This is a genomic window from Pseudomonas sp. BNK-15 (assembly GCF_047456105.1).
Taxonomy (GTDB): Bacteria; Pseudomonadota; Gammaproteobacteria; order Pseudomonadales; family Pseudomonadaceae; genus Aquipseudomonas; species Aquipseudomonas putida_E.
In genome coordinates, this window is sequence record NZ_CP179898.1 from 4,054,539 (window position 1) to 4,068,828 (window position 14,290).

At 61.7% G+C, this 14,290-nt stretch carries 15 protein-coding genes; 1 reads left to right on the forward strand and 14 read right to left on the reverse strand.

All coding sequences use genetic code 11. The annotated features are described in order from the left end of the window. Nucleotides 1-7 precede the first annotated feature (7 nt). On the reverse strand, nucleotides 8-832 hold the full coding sequence (locus ACMGF5_RS18520; protein ID WP_411561686.1) for a fumarylacetoacetate hydrolase family protein: 825 nt from the start codon (nucleotides 830-832) through the stop codon (nucleotides 8-10). A 175-nt stretch (nucleotides 833-1,007) separates the two neighbouring features. Between ACMGF5_RS18520 and ACMGF5_RS18525 the strand changes: the two genes are divergently transcribed. Then, entirely contained in the window at nucleotides 1,008-2,393 is a 1,386-nt protein-coding gene (locus ACMGF5_RS18525) for an MFS transporter (protein ID WP_414157036.1), read from the forward strand. Nucleotides 2,394-2,494: 101 nt separating this feature from the next. Here ACMGF5_RS18525 and ACMGF5_RS18530 read toward each other — a convergent pair whose 3' ends face one another. The 13 genes from ACMGF5_RS18530 to ACMGF5_RS18590 are packed head-to-tail and all read right to left on the reverse strand — an operon-like array spanning nucleotide 2,495 to nucleotide 14,244. After that, complete coding sequence (locus ACMGF5_RS18530; protein WP_414157037.1) at nucleotides 2,495-2,881, reverse strand: nuclear transport factor 2 family protein; 387 nt, start codon at nucleotides 2,879-2,881, stop codon at nucleotides 2,495-2,497. Nucleotides 2,882-2,908: 27 nt separating this feature from the next. After that, on the reverse strand, nucleotides 2,909-3,862 hold the full coding sequence (locus ACMGF5_RS18535) for an SDR family NAD(P)-dependent oxidoreductase (RefSeq protein WP_411561683.1): 954 nt from the start codon (nucleotides 3,860-3,862) through the stop codon (nucleotides 2,909-2,911). Continuing rightward, on the reverse strand, nucleotides 3,859-5,064 hold the full coding sequence (locus tag ACMGF5_RS18540) for an MFS transporter (protein WP_414157038.1): 1,206 nt from the start codon (nucleotides 5,062-5,064) through the stop codon (nucleotides 3,859-3,861). Before ACMGF5_RS18540 ends, ACMGF5_RS18535 begins: the two co-directional genes overlap by 4 nt. 7 nt (nucleotides 5,065-5,071) lie before the next feature. Continuing rightward, the gene (locus tag ACMGF5_RS18545; protein ID WP_411561681.1) at nucleotides 5,072-5,881 is read right to left on the reverse strand and encodes an enoyl-CoA hydratase/isomerase family protein; all 810 of its coding nucleotides are present in this window, start codon (nucleotides 5,879-5,881) and stop codon (nucleotides 5,072-5,074) included. A gap of 31 nt (nucleotides 5,882-5,912) precedes the next feature. Further along, nucleotides 5,913-6,671 (reverse strand): enoyl-CoA hydratase/isomerase family protein, encoded by a 759-nt coding sequence (locus ACMGF5_RS18550; RefSeq protein ID WP_414157039.1) that lies wholly within the window; start codon nucleotides 6,669-6,671, stop codon nucleotides 5,913-5,915. After that, a complete protein-coding gene (locus tag ACMGF5_RS18555; protein WP_414157040.1) occupies nucleotides 6,668-7,843 on the reverse strand; it encodes an acetyl-CoA acetyltransferase in 1,176 nt (391 codons plus the stop codon). The genes ACMGF5_RS18550 and ACMGF5_RS18555 overlap by 4 nt, the downstream gene beginning before the upstream one ends. Then, a complete protein-coding gene (locus tag ACMGF5_RS18560) occupies nucleotides 7,837-8,220 on the reverse strand; it encodes a Zn-ribbon domain-containing OB-fold protein (RefSeq protein WP_414157041.1) in 384 nt (127 codons plus the stop codon). The genes ACMGF5_RS18555 and ACMGF5_RS18560 overlap by 7 nt, the downstream gene beginning before the upstream one ends. After that, on the reverse strand, nucleotides 8,213-8,680 hold the full coding sequence (locus ACMGF5_RS18565) for a MaoC/PaaZ C-terminal domain-containing protein (RefSeq protein ID WP_414157042.1): 468 nt from the start codon (nucleotides 8,678-8,680) through the stop codon (nucleotides 8,213-8,215). Before ACMGF5_RS18565 ends, ACMGF5_RS18560 begins: the two co-directional genes overlap by 8 nt. After that, nucleotides 8,677-9,156: a MaoC family dehydratase N-terminal domain-containing protein gene (locus ACMGF5_RS18570; protein ID WP_411561676.1), complete on the reverse strand. Its 480-nt coding sequence runs from the start codon at nucleotides 9,154-9,156 to the stop codon at nucleotides 8,677-8,679. The genes ACMGF5_RS18565 and ACMGF5_RS18570 overlap by 4 nt, the downstream gene beginning before the upstream one ends. Before the next feature lie 11 nt (nucleotides 9,157-9,167). Next, on the reverse strand, nucleotides 9,168-11,288 hold the full coding sequence (locus tag ACMGF5_RS18575; protein ID WP_414157043.1) for an acetate--CoA ligase family protein: 2,121 nt from the start codon (nucleotides 11,286-11,288) through the stop codon (nucleotides 9,168-9,170). Nucleotides 11,289-11,313: 25 nt separating this feature from the next. Next, entirely contained in the window at nucleotides 11,314-12,072 is a 759-nt protein-coding gene (locus ACMGF5_RS18580; protein ID WP_411561674.1) for an SDR family NAD(P)-dependent oxidoreductase, read from the reverse strand. Nucleotides 12,073-12,088: 16 nt separating this feature from the next. After that, nucleotides 12,089-13,219 carry an acyl-CoA dehydrogenase family protein gene (locus ACMGF5_RS18585; RefSeq protein WP_411561673.1) on the reverse strand — a complete coding sequence of 377 codons (1,131 nt, stop codon included), beginning with the start codon at nucleotides 13,217-13,219 and terminating at the stop codon, nucleotides 12,089-12,091. Next, nucleotides 13,219-14,244 (reverse strand): acyl-CoA dehydrogenase family protein, encoded by a 1,026-nt coding sequence (locus tag ACMGF5_RS18590; RefSeq protein ID WP_414157044.1) that lies wholly within the window; start codon nucleotides 14,242-14,244, stop codon nucleotides 13,219-13,221. Before ACMGF5_RS18590 ends, ACMGF5_RS18585 begins: the two co-directional genes overlap by 1 nt. Nucleotides 14,245-14,290: the final 46 nt, after the last annotated feature.

Consider the following 14,290-nt stretch of genomic DNA (forward strand, 5'->3'; position numbering starts at 1 on the left):
GGAGGGGTTATGCGGTGAAGCTGATCGATGCTGAACCGATGCCGTCGATAGTCAGTTCGAACTGATCACCGACCTGAACCGGGACCAGGGGTACCAGCGATCCCGACAGGATGATTTCGCCCGCTCGCAGTGGCATGCCAAATGTGCCCAGGGTGTTGGCCAGCCAAGCTACTGCTTCAGCCGGGTGGCCTTGCACTGCCGAGCCAAGGCCGCTGCTATGCACCTCGCCATTGCGGTACAGGGTCAACTGAGCCAGAGCCAGGTCCAGCGAGCCTGGGTCGACCTGGGCGCTGCCAACGACAAACACGCCGCACGAGGCGTTATCGGCGATGGTGTCCTGGATCGCGATTTTCCAGTCCTGGATCCGCGAGTCGACGATCTCGAAGCAAGGCAGGACTGCTAGAGTCGCTTCCAGCACCATCTCGCGGGTCACCCCAGGGCCTAGCAGGTCGTGCTTGAGGATGAAGGCTATTTCACCCTCTGCACGTGGTTGAATAAGATTGGCCGCGCTCAGGCTGACATTCGCGCCGTTGGCAAATTGCATGCGGTCGGTCAAGAAGCCGAAGTCAGGTTGATGCACGCCAAGCATGTCTTGTACAGGCTTGCTGGTGACGCCGATCTTCTTGCCGATGATGCGCTCACCGTCATTGAGGCGACGCTCCAGCACGGCCAGCGATATGTGATAGGCGTCTTCGACAGTGAGTGTTTCGCTACGCGTCAGCGGCTCGATGCTCTGGCCGTCACGAAGGGCGTGGTAGAGACGCTCGGCAAGCCGTGCACGCAATTGAGCGGTTGCGTCGATGTTGGTTTCACTCGCTTGGGGATGGGGCATTTGACTGTCCTCTTGTCAGCATTGCGCTCAATACTGCCGCCACCCTGCGAGTGTTGGCCTCGTCCGCAAGGACTAGCCGAGCAACTTATGCATTGGATGTCCCTGGCATAGTCCTTGCGGACGAGGCATCTGGCTGGTCGAGCGCCCAAGCTGTCGAAAAGAGGTGGAGTAGCCCGTGACCAGTCTTCAGCCCAATGCCGACATAGCCGATGAATTGAGTGCCAGGCAGCGAGTGACTGCCATGGTGGGCGTCTACAGCGTCCTGTTTTTGCTGGGCCTGGAGACTACGATTGGCGGCGCGATCCTGCCAATGGCCTCTATGGCACTGGATGGTTTCGAGCATTTCCACTGGACCGGCACGCTGCAGATGCTTGCCTCAGCCTGTGCCACGCCCATTGCCGCGAGAATCGGCGATATGACCGGGCGCAAGAATCTGCTGCGCTTGTCCATCGTGTTGCTCTGCCTGGCAGGTATCGGCAGCGGGTTGGCCCAGTCGTTCGAGCTGTTGTTGGGCTCGCGGCTGCTCAACGGTCTCGCCATGGGAATCATGGCGGCGACAGCCTTTGCAGTGCCGGCGGACGTGTTTCGCGACCCGGCACAACGGGTACGCTGGCAAAGCATTGGCGGGGTAATGTTCGCAGTTGCCTGCAGCATTGGGCCTATGCTGGGCGGTGCGTTGAGCGAAGCATATGGCTGGCGTGCTGCCTTGTTCGCAGTCCCGGTTGTATGTGTGCCAGTGCTGATGGTGCTGCATCAGCTACCGTTGCGGCGACCGGCGTACCCACTCAAACAGCAGTTCGACTTTGCCGGAGGCGCACTGCTGTGCCTGTTCATTGTGGTTTCCCTGTTGGCCCTGCAGCCCCCCGCCGCAATCGACGGCGGAGCGTACGTTGCCCTGCCAATCCTCGCCGTTGGTTTGCTGGCGCTGTTGTGGCGAGTGCAGCGGCGCACGCTCCATCCCATTCTTTCGCTGGAAATCCTGAGTAACGCGAATGCACGCAACATTGTGCTGTCGACGTTGCTCAGTGGTTCAGTGCTGTTCATCCTGATGTTCTACAGCCCGATGCTGTTGACCAGCGTTGCTGGCGTGAGCCTTCGTGAGGCGGCGACCCTGATGCTGCCATTGCTTGTCGGTATGCCCGCCGGGAGTGTGATCAACGGCATGCTGTTTGGCCGGCAAAGCCGTCCGCAGTGGCTACTGGCAGCGGGCGCTATCAGCTTGCTGTGTGGCTGTGCCATGCTCGCTCGCCTGGAGCCGGGCAGTCAGAGCCTTTACGTGCTTGTCAGCTTCGGCTTTGCCGGGGTTGGCCTCGGTCTGATCAATCAGAACCAGACGCTGTTCATTCAGATGGTCACACCGCTCCAGCATGTGGGCGCCGCAACTGGCCTTATCTCCACCGCGCGAATGTACGGCGGGGCGTTGGGCAGCGCGCTGTTTGGCATTGCGTTGGCAAGCGGCGACATGCAGCACGCGTTGACCATGGCGATGACTTGCTCGGTAGCTGCAGCCGCGCTCATGGTGCCGCTTGCAGCAAGGCTGCGTCTGTATGGTGCGGCTTAGCCAGCTACCTCGCACACGGCGCCGGCTCTTGGCTCACGCGTGTGCAGCCGGGTGAAGCGAGGGGCGGCCGGGCGGGTAGCCGTCCGGGCCTTCAGAAAGAGTCAGTCCTGCGTGCTCATGCGGATGTCGCTTTGCCCGAAGTAGGCGCGCATCGACACGATCAATCCAGCGTCGTTGAAGGTCATCACATCGATAACGCTGACCCGCATGCTGCCCTCTGGCAGTTTCACCACTGCATCGAACGCCATCGCCGCCGCATCTGCGCCAGACCCTCGGATCGGCGCCGACAATTGCAGCGTGGCGCCGTTGGCCATCGCCTGACGATAAAACTCCGTTATCTCTGCCTTGCCTTTTTTCGGCGGTGTGCCGTACGGGTCCTCCACGCTGGCGTCGTCGCTGTAGAGCGCCAGAAGAGCTACCAGGTCATCACTGTTGTACGCATCGATATAGGCCTGCAGGGTATCTTTCATATGTTGTTCGCGAGACATGCGGGTTACTCTTTCAGGGAGCTGGAGTTAAGCGGATACAGGCCAATGGAAGTCGACTTTGCAGAGCTCTTCGGAGCGTCGCCAAAGCCAGTCTGCCAACGCTCCATCTGTAGCTGCAGGGGCCATGCGTGCAGGGGCGGGTAGCCCTTTCATCTCGCCGAAGCCGGCTGGGCCGTAGAGTATTCCCGGCTCAATGCCGCGGGCAGTTGCCGCGTGCAGCAGCGGCAGAGCACCCTTGGCTGCGTCCTGCCCCAGCAGCGGCATGACCACCGACAGCGTCAAGCCGACCAGGTGATCCTGCCAGCGCAGCGGGCCATGGCGTTGGCGATTGCTGCCGATTGCCGTCTTTGCCACGCCTGGGTGTGCCGCAAAGCTCAGCAGATGGCTGTTCGATAGCGTGCTGCGCCGCTGCAGTTCTCTGGCAAACAGCAGGTTCGCCAGCTTAGTTTGGTTGTAGGCACGTTGCGCGTCATAGCCCCGGGTTATCTGCAGGTCATCAGGGTCGATACGCCCTCGTCGATGAATCAGGCTGGACGTCGTCACTACCCGTGGCGACTTGCATTGAAGCAGCAGCGGAAGCAGCCTGGCGGTCAACGCAAAGTGGCCAAGGTGGCCAATGCCGAAGGCTAATTCGAAACCATCGACTGTCTCGCGCCGGTTGCTCAGCGGCTGAATGCCTGCGTTGTTGAACAACACACTCAACGGTTGGCCCTGATAGAGCTGCTTCTGGCAAAAACGATGAATGCTGTTGAGGTCGGCGAGGTTGATTTCAGCAGAGCTGACTCTAGCGTCTGCCGTTTCCTGGCGAAGGGCGCGAGTGACATGCTCAGCGCGCGCATAATCGACATCAGCGATCAGTACTTCGGCGCCTGCCAGCACCATTGCTCGCGCAGTCTCATAGCCAACGCCGCTTGCTCCGCCGGTGACGATTACCCGCTGTGCATGTTGCTCGCCAGGTTGAATCAGATCGGGGGGATTCATGAATGCGCGTGCTCCTTGGATCGCTTGGGCATCGACAGCGCTACCAGGCAGGCGGCCACGAGCAGACCGGTGGTGCAGCTCAGTGCCAGGTCGTAGGAGTAGCGCTCGGCGATTACACCGATGAGGATGGGGCCGATGACCATGCCCAGATCAGCAGACATTTGATAACTGGCGATAATCGTGCCACCACGTCCATCGGCCGTATCCCCGGCGATGGCGGCAGCTGAAGTGGTACAGAAGGCTGCGCCAAGTCCCATCAATGCCAGACCGACAAGGTAGGCGTGCAAGTTGTGTCCGATCTGGATGACAAGGAAACTGGCGAGTACCAGCAGCATGCCAGCAACCAGCGTTGGCTTGCGTCCCCAGCGGTCAGCCAGCTGGCCAGCCTTTGGCAGCAACAAGGTTTGCGACAGCGCGCAGACGGTGAGGCCTATCCCGATCCATTTCGCCGGTTGCTGCAGCGCTACCAGCAAAAACAGCGGTAGCACGGAAACGCGTACACCGTACACCGCAAAGCCGACCGCGAAGTTGCTGGCCAGTGCTGCGCGGTACGCTGGCAGCCGCAGTGCCTTGCTGACGCTGATCACGGCTGGTCGCGCAACCGGGCTGCCTGCAGTCGGCAGGCGCAGATGTCGCAACAGGAACATCGCCACTAAGCCAGCGACCCCGGCACCCATACCGTAGATAAAGAACGGCAGACGCACCGAGAAGTCGACAAACAGGCTGCCTATTGCGGGGCCGCTGACCGTGCCGATGTAGTAGGCGCCCATGAACAGACCGGTCGCCTGGCCGCGATGGCGTGCGTCGGTGGTTCGTAACATCAGGCTCATGGCCGACAGGGTGTAAAGCATCGAACCGATACCGCAGACCCCGCGACCCATCAGCACGTGCTCGGCGGTAGTGGCAAGACCGGCGCCAAAGCTCCCCAGTGCAATCAAAGCCAGACCGCTACACAGCAAAGGGTATTCGCCAAGACGATCCACCAGCCGGCCAGCCGGCCAGGCCGCTATCAGCCTGGCCAGGGGGAAGGCGGCGATGATCATGCCGACCATGGCGCTGCCAACCCCTAGAGAGCGCCCGAACACCGGAATGGCGGGCGACTGGATACCAAAGCCTACCGCCGAAATAAAGCTGATGACGCACAGGCAGCGTACTTCTCGCGAGATTCCGTGCAACCAGCCCTGGCCATTTTTGAGGGGCATATCCGAATCAGCGCCCATGGAATGTCGGGGTGCGCTTGTCCATGAACGCGCTGGCGGCTTCCTGGTGGTCAGCGCTCAGGAACGTCGCGGCCTCAAGCTGCAAGCCGGCGTCCAGTACAAGCTCGCTGCGATGTCGCAGAACTCGATTCAAGGCCTTCTTGGTGCCTTGCACCGCGAGTGGCGGCAGGCTGGCCAGCCGCTGGGCCAAGACGAGCGCCTGCTCTGCCAGTTCGCTGGCGGGGAGTGCGCGCAGGGCCAGACCGAGCCGAGCGGCTTCTCGCCCGTCCAGGCGATCGCCCGTCATCAAGTAGTACTTGGCTGCACCCATCGGCATTGCCAATGGCCAGGCCAGCGCGCCACCGTCGCCGGCAACGAGGCCGACGGGGACGTGCGTATCGGCGATCTGCGCATCCTCGGCGATCAGCAGCACGTCGCACATCAACGCCAGGGTGGCGCCCAGGCCCATGGCATAGCCTTGCACGGCAGCCACCAAAGGCTGCGGAACGTCGATGAAACGCTCGATCAGGTTACTCGCGCTGCGCGTCACCAGCGCCATCTGCTCATAGGGCGTTCGGTCGGGCTGAGGTTGTTCAGCGAACGCCTTGACGTCACCCCCGACACAGAACGCGCGACCAGCGCCCTGCAGCACAACGGCGCGCACGCTGCGGTCATGGCGCAAGTCGGCAAGAATCGTCTCGAGGCCTTCATGCATGTCGTCAGCTACCGCGTTGAGGCGCTCGGGGCGGTTCAGCGTCAACACCAGAACATGTTCGTGGCGCTCAGCGAGGATGGTGCGGAAACGTCCGTAGTCGGCCATGGAATGCTCCATTATTGTTGTCATTGAATGTTCAGTTTTTTTTCAGGTTTTCAAGCATTGCTGCTCGGGCGCGCGCGCGATCCGGATCCTGAACTGCCAGATTCTGCAAGGCGGTTTCGGCCTCCAACTGCTCAGCCAATGAATGCCGTGCAGCCTGGCTCAACAGGCGCTTGGTCAGACCCACGGCACTGCCTGGTTTGGCCGCCAGCAAATTGGCCATTTCCATGGCGCGCTCGAGTAGCCGGTGCGGCTCCAGAACCTCCGCGACCAGCCCCCAGGAACGAGCTTCCAACGCACTGAGTCGTTGATTGGTCGCAAGCCAAGTGAACGCCCGGTGGTAGCCCAGGGCGCGGGCAATGAACCAGCTTGCGCCCGCATCCGGCACCAACCCGATATCGACGAACGCTGGGACGAACTTGGCGGTATCGGCAGCGATACAGATGTCGGCTGCGCACGCCAGAGAGAGCCCGGCGCCTGCCGCTGCGCCGTTGACTGCGGCGATTACAGGTTTATCCAGCGCGGCCATGGCAAGCGTGTGCGCGTTGAAGGTGTGACGCAGGGTGTGATGACCGATAGTGTCTGCTGCAGGCGGGGAGTGCAGGTCAGCGCCAGCACAAAAGGCCCGACCGTTGCCTGTCAGCACGACCGCACGAACCTCTGGATCAGCCGCCTGATGCCAGGCGTCGGACAGTTCACGGTGCAGCTCTGCGGTGAAGGCGTTCATCGACTCGGGGCGATTGAGGGTTACCAGTAGCACCGCGCCGTGCCGCTCACGAAGGACGGCGCTCACAATGCTGCTCCTGTGCCGAGAATTGCCGTGACCTGGCTGGAAAACTGCCCGCCATTTCCGTGCGCAAGGGCGATCTCGGCGCCTGGGCACTGTCGTGCACCGGCATCGCCGCGTAGCTGACGAACCGCTTCGATCAAGGCGAAAATGCCATACATCCCCGGGTGGCAATGCGACAGGCCACCGCCGTTGGTGTTTACCGCCAGGCTGCCACCCGGTGCGATGCGCCCAGCAGAGACAAAGGCGCCGCCTTCGCCCTTGGCACAGAAGCCCAGATCCTCCAGGAACATGATGGTGTTGATGGTGAACGCGTCGTACAACTGCAGTACGTCGATATCGGTGGGGCCCAGCCCGGCCATTGCATACGCGCGCTGCGATGATTCTGTCGCGCACGTCGTGGTCAGATCAGGCATCTGCGAAATGCTCCGGTGCGAATGCGCTTCGCCAGCACCGAGCATGTACACCGGTGGGTTGGCCAGATCGCGAGCTCGATCGGCCCGGGTTACTACCACTGCGCCACCGCCGTCGGTGACCAGGCAACAGTCACGCACGGTCAATGGGCTGCACACCGCTTTGCTGTTGATCACCTCGTCAATGCTCAGTGGCCCTTTGCCATAGGTAAATGCAGCAGGGTTTAGCTGAGCCCATGCGCGCGCAGCGACCGCCACCTCTGCGAGTTGCTCGCGGGTGGTGCCGTACTGATGCATGTGCCGCGCAGTAGACAGCGCGTAACCAGTCACTGGGTGGCGAGGGCGGTAGGGGGCCTCATAGTTGGGCCGTTCGAGTGACCCTTTCGGCATTTGCCGGCGCAGGCCGTCAGCCCGAGGTGTGCTGCCATAAACGATGAGGGCGTTGTCGCACAGGCCTGCCTGAATCGCCGCGCAAGCGTGAAACAGATAAGAAATAAACGAGCTGCCACCAATGTTGCCACTGTCACTGTAGCGGGGTTGTATGCCCAGATATTCACCCAGGTCCAGGTTGGACATGAAACGCCCCATCACACACCCGAACAGGCCGTCGATGTCTTTCATGCCGAGCCCCGCATCGGCAACCGCGCGGTAGGCTGCCTGCCCAGCCAATTCAATGGCGTAACGTTGCGCGCCTACATCGCCTAGATCGGATTCGGCGATGCCTACGATCGCTGCTTTTGCACGCAGATCTTGAGGCGTCAGCATGCTGATACCCCCTGTATCCGTTGAAAGACCACCCGTGGATCAGCGCCCTCCTGAGCTTCTACATGCGCCTGGACCCGGTCGCCGATAGTCGGGGAGAGGCAATCAATTACGGTGCTCATCATGCGGAATCCTTCGTCGAGGTCTACCAGGACCACGTTGTAGTCTTGCTCTTTATCGAAAATCACACTCGACGAATACAGTGTTCCAAGCCCCCGACTTTCATTAAGTTCGAGGTCCACCGAGCCGCAACCCGGGCAATTGGTACGAAGGTAAAACACTGCCTTGATGCAGCGTTGGCAGCGTTGGTAAGTGAGTACGCCGCGGTTCAGCCCCTCGACGAAACACTCATAGGGCGCGCGTTCGCGAATATCAGACATGTGGGCGGGCCCTTTGGAGGTCGTAGGACGCGACTGCGTGCGCGGTCAGTACCAGCGTTCTTTCGCCATTGGCGGCTTCTCGCTGTACGAAGAGGTCGCACTCGACTTCGGTACAGCCCGTTGCCAGTTCATTCACACCGGCGACCTGGCCGCTGAGGATCAGGGTGTCGCCTGGCCAGACCTGCGAGACATAGCGCACGGAGTATTTGCGCAGTGCTGCCAGCCCGAGCCACGAAGTGGCGTAGGCGGAGAGCACACCGGCAGTGAACAGGCCGTGACCGAATACGCTGCGGTAGCCGGAGCGTTGGGCGAATGTCTCGTCATGGTGAATGGGATTGAAGTCCCCCCCGGCCCCGGCATAGCGAACGATGTCGGTGCGGTTGATTGGCCCGACACGGCGTTCTGGAGCCCGGTCGCCCACCGTAAAGCGCAGGAACACGTTGTTCTCGTTGGCGTTCATGTGGGCAGTACCTCGGACGCAGTTGCAGGCGGTGGCGGAGGGAGTTGAATGATCGTGCTGCGAGCAATCAGCACAAGCGTGTCGGCGGCGTCGTAGAAGGACATCTCGCGCACTATCAGAGTCATGACGCCCTTGGATCCGGTCTTTTCGCTGACATCAGATATCCGGGTGCGAACGGTGTACTCCTCGCCGGCCAATATAGGGCGGCGGTACTCCCACTCATTTCCACCCGCCAATACGCGGCTCAAGTCGAGTTGCAACGGGTTGCTGTCATCGGCGGGCTGCCAGTGCGCAGTGGCACAGCTGAATGTCGGCGGAGCCGGCAGGGCGGCAAAACCAGCCGCATTCGCCGCTTCGCGATCGGCAAAGACCGGATCGTCAGCGTGGATCGCCCTGACGAACTCCATCAACTTGCCTTCCTCCACCAGGAAGCGGAACGGCGGAAACTCCATACCGATCAGAGATTTGTCTGTCATCGTCATCTCCTTCAGTGGCCGGCCTGCACTTGCGGCCCTTGCAGGACCACCAGGGCGTCTGCCGCCAATGCTTTGCCGGCGTCGACCCTGATCGGGTTGATATCGATTTCCGACACTTCATCGAGCTCTAGCGCAAGCGTGCCGACGCCAATCATGATGTCGGCGATCTGGTTCTGTTCATCGCTGGACAGCCCGCGTCGTCCTTGCACCAAGCGGCCACCCAGCAACTGCCCAAGCGCTCGGCAGGCGGTGGCGCGATCGAAGGGCGGCCGCAACAGCGCGGTTTCTGCCAACTGCTCGACCAGGACGCCGCCCAGGCCGACAGCAACTATGGGGCCAAACACCGGATCCCGTTGCAGGCCGCACGTAAGCTCCAGGCGGGCAGGGACCATCTGTTGCACCAGGACGCCATCAAGTTGGGCGTGCGGTGCACGACGTTGAACCTCCTCAAGCATGTCCCGGTAAGCTGCGCGAACGTCGGCTTCACCTTGCAGGCCAAGACGCAAGCCGCCGACATCGGATTTGTGCGGGAGCTGGTATGACATCACCTTGAGCACGACCTTGCCGGCAATCCTCGAAGCAGCCTCGACGGCTGCTTCCTCGTCCTGCACCCAGACTTCTTCTGTAAGCGGGATGTTGTAGTGCGCGAACAGGCGTTTACCCTGGGCCTCCATCAGCACGCGCTCGTGTGCCGGCAGTTGCAAGTGCTCGCGGGCACGTTGAGCACGTTGCGCGTCACCGGGCAGGGTTGCGTCGTCTGACAGCGGCGGCCGGCAGGAGAAACGATGCAGCGCAGCCAGCGCACGTGCCAGGCGCTGTGGGTCGGTATAAGTCGGTACCCCGGCTTCCCGGAGTACATCAACCAGGTCGGTCGAGAGCACAGCCAGAGGCTTTGTACTGCTCTTGTACAGCTGGGCAAGTTCTTGCGCCGCCTCAGTGGCACGCGCCCAGGTCACGGTTGCCAGCATGTCGACCGATGGGCTTTCGCTGATCAGTTTCTGCAGTGCGGTAACCGACTTGGGGTTGACTGCCGCCGTGGTATCGACGGGGTTGGCCACGCTGCCGAAAAACGGCGTGTGCAGCACGCTGAGCATCTGCTGTTGTTCATGCTCAGGGAAGCCTGGAACGTCCAGGCCGCTGAGCGCCGCCTCGTCCGCAAGCAAAACGCCGGTACCGCCCGAGCTGGTCATGATCGCCAGGCGGTTATCTACGACCCTGCGACCGTCCTGGAAGATCATGCCCAGGTCGAGCATTTCTTCCATGCTGTGTGCGATGATCACGCCGTACTGACGGCAGACGGCATCGAACACGTCGGCGGCGCCCACCACTGATGCGGTGTGGCTCATGGCTGCCTTGGCCGCCGCTTCCGAGCGCCCTGCCTTCAGGATCACCAGCGGTTTGTCGAGCAACTGGGCCCGCCGTGCGGTCTCGATGAACACCTCTGGATCGCGCAGGGTTTCGCTGAACGCCAGCAGCACCTTGACCTCCGGGCGTTCGACCAGATAGCGCAGCACGCTAGCGATATTGACATCAAGCTCGTTGCCGGTACTGACGAACCAGCCCAGTTTCAGACCGGTGAGCAAGCCCTTGGTGGTCAGGTACGAACCAAGGCCGCCACTCTGTGAAACCAGCGCCACGCCACCGCCTGGGGGCAAGGGTTCATCGGGTGTGAGGGCGAAGTTAGCCATCACCCCGTCGGCGATGTTCAAGTAGCCGATGCAGTTCGGGCCGATCACACGAACGCCACCCGCCTTGGCCTTTTCTGCCACACGTTGCTGCAGTGCAAGGCCTTCGGCGCCTGCCTCGGCGAAGCCGGAGGAGAGCAACACGATGCCGCCGACGCCCGAAGCTACTGCCTCTTCTACTACGCCCTCGACTGCGTGGCTGGCCACCGCGATCAACACCAGATCGACGCTCTGCGGCAATTGCGCCACGCTTGAGTAGGCCTTGCAGTTCTGCACCTGCGCATCTTTCGGATGAACAGGGTATAGCGCCCCCTTGAAGGAGCGCTTGAGATTGGCAAATACCAACCCGCCGATGCTGTAAAGATTGTTTGAAGCACCCACCATGGCAATAGAGCGTGGAGCCAGCAGGCGGTCGAGAGTCTGCGCGTCAGTCTGTGGTCGAGTCATTGTTCTTATCCTGTACAGCGGGTGCTCAGCGCACCAGCATCGAACCGCCGTCCACGGAGAGAACCTGGCCGGTGATGTAGGAGGACTCGTCGCTGACGAGGTAGAGGAAAGCCGGCGCGATTTCTCCCGGCTCTGCCGAACGACGCAAGGGGTGCTGCTTGAGCGCCGCTTCATGGCTGGCCGCGAACTTCGGATCGGTCATGATCGTCTTGGTCATCTCGGTGGCCGCCGCGGGTGCAATGGCGTTGACCAGGATGTTGTGCTTGCCCAGTTCGCGAGCTGCGGTGCGCATCATGCCGAGCATTGCCGACTTGGCCGCGGCGTAATTGATCTGCCCGATGGAGCCGTTTTGTGCTGTCGAGGAGCTGACGAAAACAATCCGTCCCCAGCGCCGCTCGATCATGTCGTTGACCACTGCTTGCAGCCAGTAGAAGGACCCGTTCATATGCACGTCGATGACTTGCTTCCACTCGGTATCGGTCATCTTGTGCAGCATGGCGGGGCGGGTAATGCCGGCGTTGTTGACCAGAATATCGATCGGGCCGAATGCGGTCTTGATGGATTGCGCTGCGGCGTCGACATCCTCACGCCTGGAAATGTCGCAACGGACGAATATCGCCGAGCCGCCCTCGTTGTTGATCAGCGCGGCAGTTTCTTCGCCGCCGTTGACATTGATATCGACAATGGCGACTTTGGCACCCTCACGGGCATACAGTTGCGCGACGCTACGGCCGATCCCTTGGGACGCGCCGGTGATAACGGCAACACGGTTGTTCAGACGCATGGTGGCTCTCCTCGAGTCAGCGGGGCATGTCGAGCATGCGGGCAAGAATGTTCTTCTGAATCTGCGAAGAGCCGCCGTACACACTGACCGGACGGGAGGTGAAGTACTCTGCAAGCCATTCGGGCGCCTTGCCTGTCAGCGCATCTGCGCCGAGTACATCGAGCGCCACATGCATGGTGTACTGGGCCGCTCTGGACCAAAGCAATTTGCCCACCGAACCTTCCGGTCCCGGGTCTCGCCCCGCCAGCCTCATCGACAGTTGCTGCGCGACATTGAGGCTCAATGCCTCGATGTCGACGTAAGCGCGAGCCAGTTTCGCCCGCACGGCCGGGTCGGCGAGCAAGCCACGCTCGGCTGCCAGGCCTTCAAGTGAGCGCAGCTGTCGACGCAGCGCCGAAATCGACCCGGTGTCCGACGCACCGCGCTCGTACGAGACAGTGGTCATCGCGATCCGCCAGCCATCGCCCGGGTTGCCGATCAGGTGGCTTTGAGGGATGCGCACATCGTCGAAAAACACTTCGGCGGTTTCCGGATCACCGCTGGCCAGCATGATCGGCTGCACAGTGATGCCAGGCGCATTCAGTGGGGTCAGCAGGCAAGAGATGCCCTTGTGCTTGGCAACGCTGCTGTCGGTGCGCGCGAGCAGCAGGCACCAGTCAGCTTGCAGCGCGCCACTGGTCCACATTTTCTGGCCATTGACCACATAGTGATCCTGGTCCAGTTCGGCCCGCGTGCGCAGGGAGGCCAGGTCGGAGCCAGCGCCTGGTTCGCTGAAACCTTGGCACCACTGCACTTCACCGCTGAGCAGCGTCGGCAGAAAACGCTGTTTCTGCTCCTGGGTGCCGTAGGTGAAGATCGCTCTGCCCAGATAATTGACCATGGCCGGCAGGCGTGGCGAATCTGCCCGGCCTGCTTCATCGTTGAGAATGGCGTCGAAGCTTGCGGCCAAACCTTGGCCGCCGTACTCCTTGGGCCAGTTAAGGCCCATGTAGCCTCCGGCATACAACGCTTTGTGCCAGCTTTTGTTCAGTGCCCGCAGCCCTTCGGGGTCGTTGATCTCACGCCAGCCAACGGGGATGTTGTGCTCGAACCAGTCACGCAGTGCGGCGCGAAATTGGGCTTCTTCAGGGGTGTCTCGATAGTCCATCAGCGGGCTCCCAGGCGTGCGTCTGCAATCTGTTGCAATTGGTAGGCTTCATCACCGAACAGCCTCGCGCCGACCAATGCCCGGCGGGTGTAGACGTGCGCGATGTGCTCCCAGGTCTGACCTATGCCGCCGTAGACCTGCATGACGGTCTCGGTCACCGGCATTGCTGCAGCAGAGGCGTAAGCCTTGGCGGTGCGTGCGGCGAGCAGCGCTTGTGCGGGTTCCAGTTGATCGACGGCCCAGGCGGCATAGCAGGTGATGCTCTGGGCGGCCTGCGCCTGTACCAGCATCTCTGCACAAAGGTGTTGAATGGCCTGGAAACTGCCGATCAGAACGCCGTATTGAGAGCGCTCCTTGGTGTACGCGACGGCACCGGCGTATGCACCGTGCAGCACGCCGACGATGTCGGCGGCGATGGTTGTCAGCGCCAGCGCCTGCCAGCGCGTGAGCTGCGCCTCCGACAGCGGCGAACCGATCGGCTCGACCTCGCCGGGGCCGTCGCGCAGGTGCAGCTTGCGGGTCAGGTCGGCGCCGTCTTCGATCGCGGTGAATCCCTGCGACAGGTCGATGCGTACCAATTGGCGATCACGCAGGCCGAGGGCGTAGTGAGCGTTCTGGCTATCCCAGGCGACAGTGCCCAGATCGTCAGGGGAGGCCAGATGGTTCAGCGCGCGATCGAGCAGCAGCGCGTACCGCGTTTCGCCTGCCGCAGCAGACTCGATCAGTTCATCTGCCACGTTGCTCAACGCCAGCAGTTCAGCTGCCAGCAAGCCGCCTACGAACGGTTGCGGCACCAGCGTTTCCGCCAATGCCTGAGCGGCGATCATGACCTCCACGCCGGATGCCAACGGTACGCCGTCGTCGCGCAGACGCAGGCTAAGCAGGCCGACCTCGGTCAGTTGTTGCCAGCCATGAGCAGAATCCGCAACCTGCAGGTCATGCGGGTTCTTGATGCCGATCGACTGCGCTAGGCGCTTCGCCGTGTTTTCGAACATCAGCTGTTCTTCATTGAATAACGCGAGCACTGGTAGGCTCCTTCATTTCTCGGTTGAGTTCATCCGGGTGCAGCGG

What these genes read in the sequence shown, in the direction of transcription:
- ACMGF5_RS18520 (WP_411561686.1), bottom strand. Translation starts at nt 832, where the DNA reads ATGCCCCATCCCCAAGCGAGTGAAACCAACATCGACGCAACCGCTCAA.
- ACMGF5_RS18530 (WP_414157037.1), bottom strand. Translation starts at nt 2,881, where the DNA reads ATGTCTCGCGAACAACATATGAAAGATACCCTGCAGGCCTATATCGAT.
- ACMGF5_RS18535 (WP_411561683.1), bottom strand. Translation starts at nt 3,862, where the DNA reads ATGAATCCCCCCGATCTGATTCAACCTGGCGAGCAACATGCACAGCGG.
- ACMGF5_RS18540 (WP_414157038.1), bottom strand. Translation starts at nt 5,064, where the DNA reads ATGCCCCTCAAAAATGGCCAGGGCTGGTTGCACGGAATCTCGCGAGAA.
- ACMGF5_RS18545 (WP_411561681.1), bottom strand. Translation starts at nt 5,881, where the DNA reads ATGGCCGACTACGGACGTTTCCGCACCATCCTCGCTGAGCGCCACGAA.
- ACMGF5_RS18555 (WP_414157040.1), bottom strand. Translation starts at nt 7,843, where the DNA reads ATGCTGACGCCTCAAGATCTGCGTGCAAAAGCAGCGATCGTAGGCATC.
- ACMGF5_RS18560 (WP_414157041.1), bottom strand. Translation starts at nt 8,220, where the DNA reads ATGTCTGATATTCGCGAACGCGCGCCCTATGAGTGTTTCGTCGAGGGG.
- ACMGF5_RS18565 (WP_414157042.1), bottom strand. Translation starts at nt 8,680, where the DNA reads ATGAACGCCAACGAGAACAACGTGTTCCTGCGCTTTACGGTGGGCGAC.
- ACMGF5_RS18570 (WP_411561676.1), bottom strand. Translation starts at nt 9,156, where the DNA reads ATGACAGACAAATCTCTGATCGGTATGGAGTTTCCGCCGTTCCGCTTC.
- ACMGF5_RS18575 (WP_414157043.1), bottom strand. Translation starts at nt 11,288, where the DNA reads ATGACTCGACCACAGACTGACGCGCAGACTCTCGACCGCCTGCTGGCT.
- ACMGF5_RS18580 (WP_411561674.1), bottom strand. Translation starts at nt 12,072, where the DNA reads ATGCGTCTGAACAACCGTGTTGCCGTTATCACCGGCGCGTCCCAAGGG.
- ACMGF5_RS18585 (WP_411561673.1), bottom strand. Translation starts at nt 13,219, where the DNA reads ATGGACTATCGAGACACCCCTGAAGAAGCCCAATTTCGCGCCGCACTG.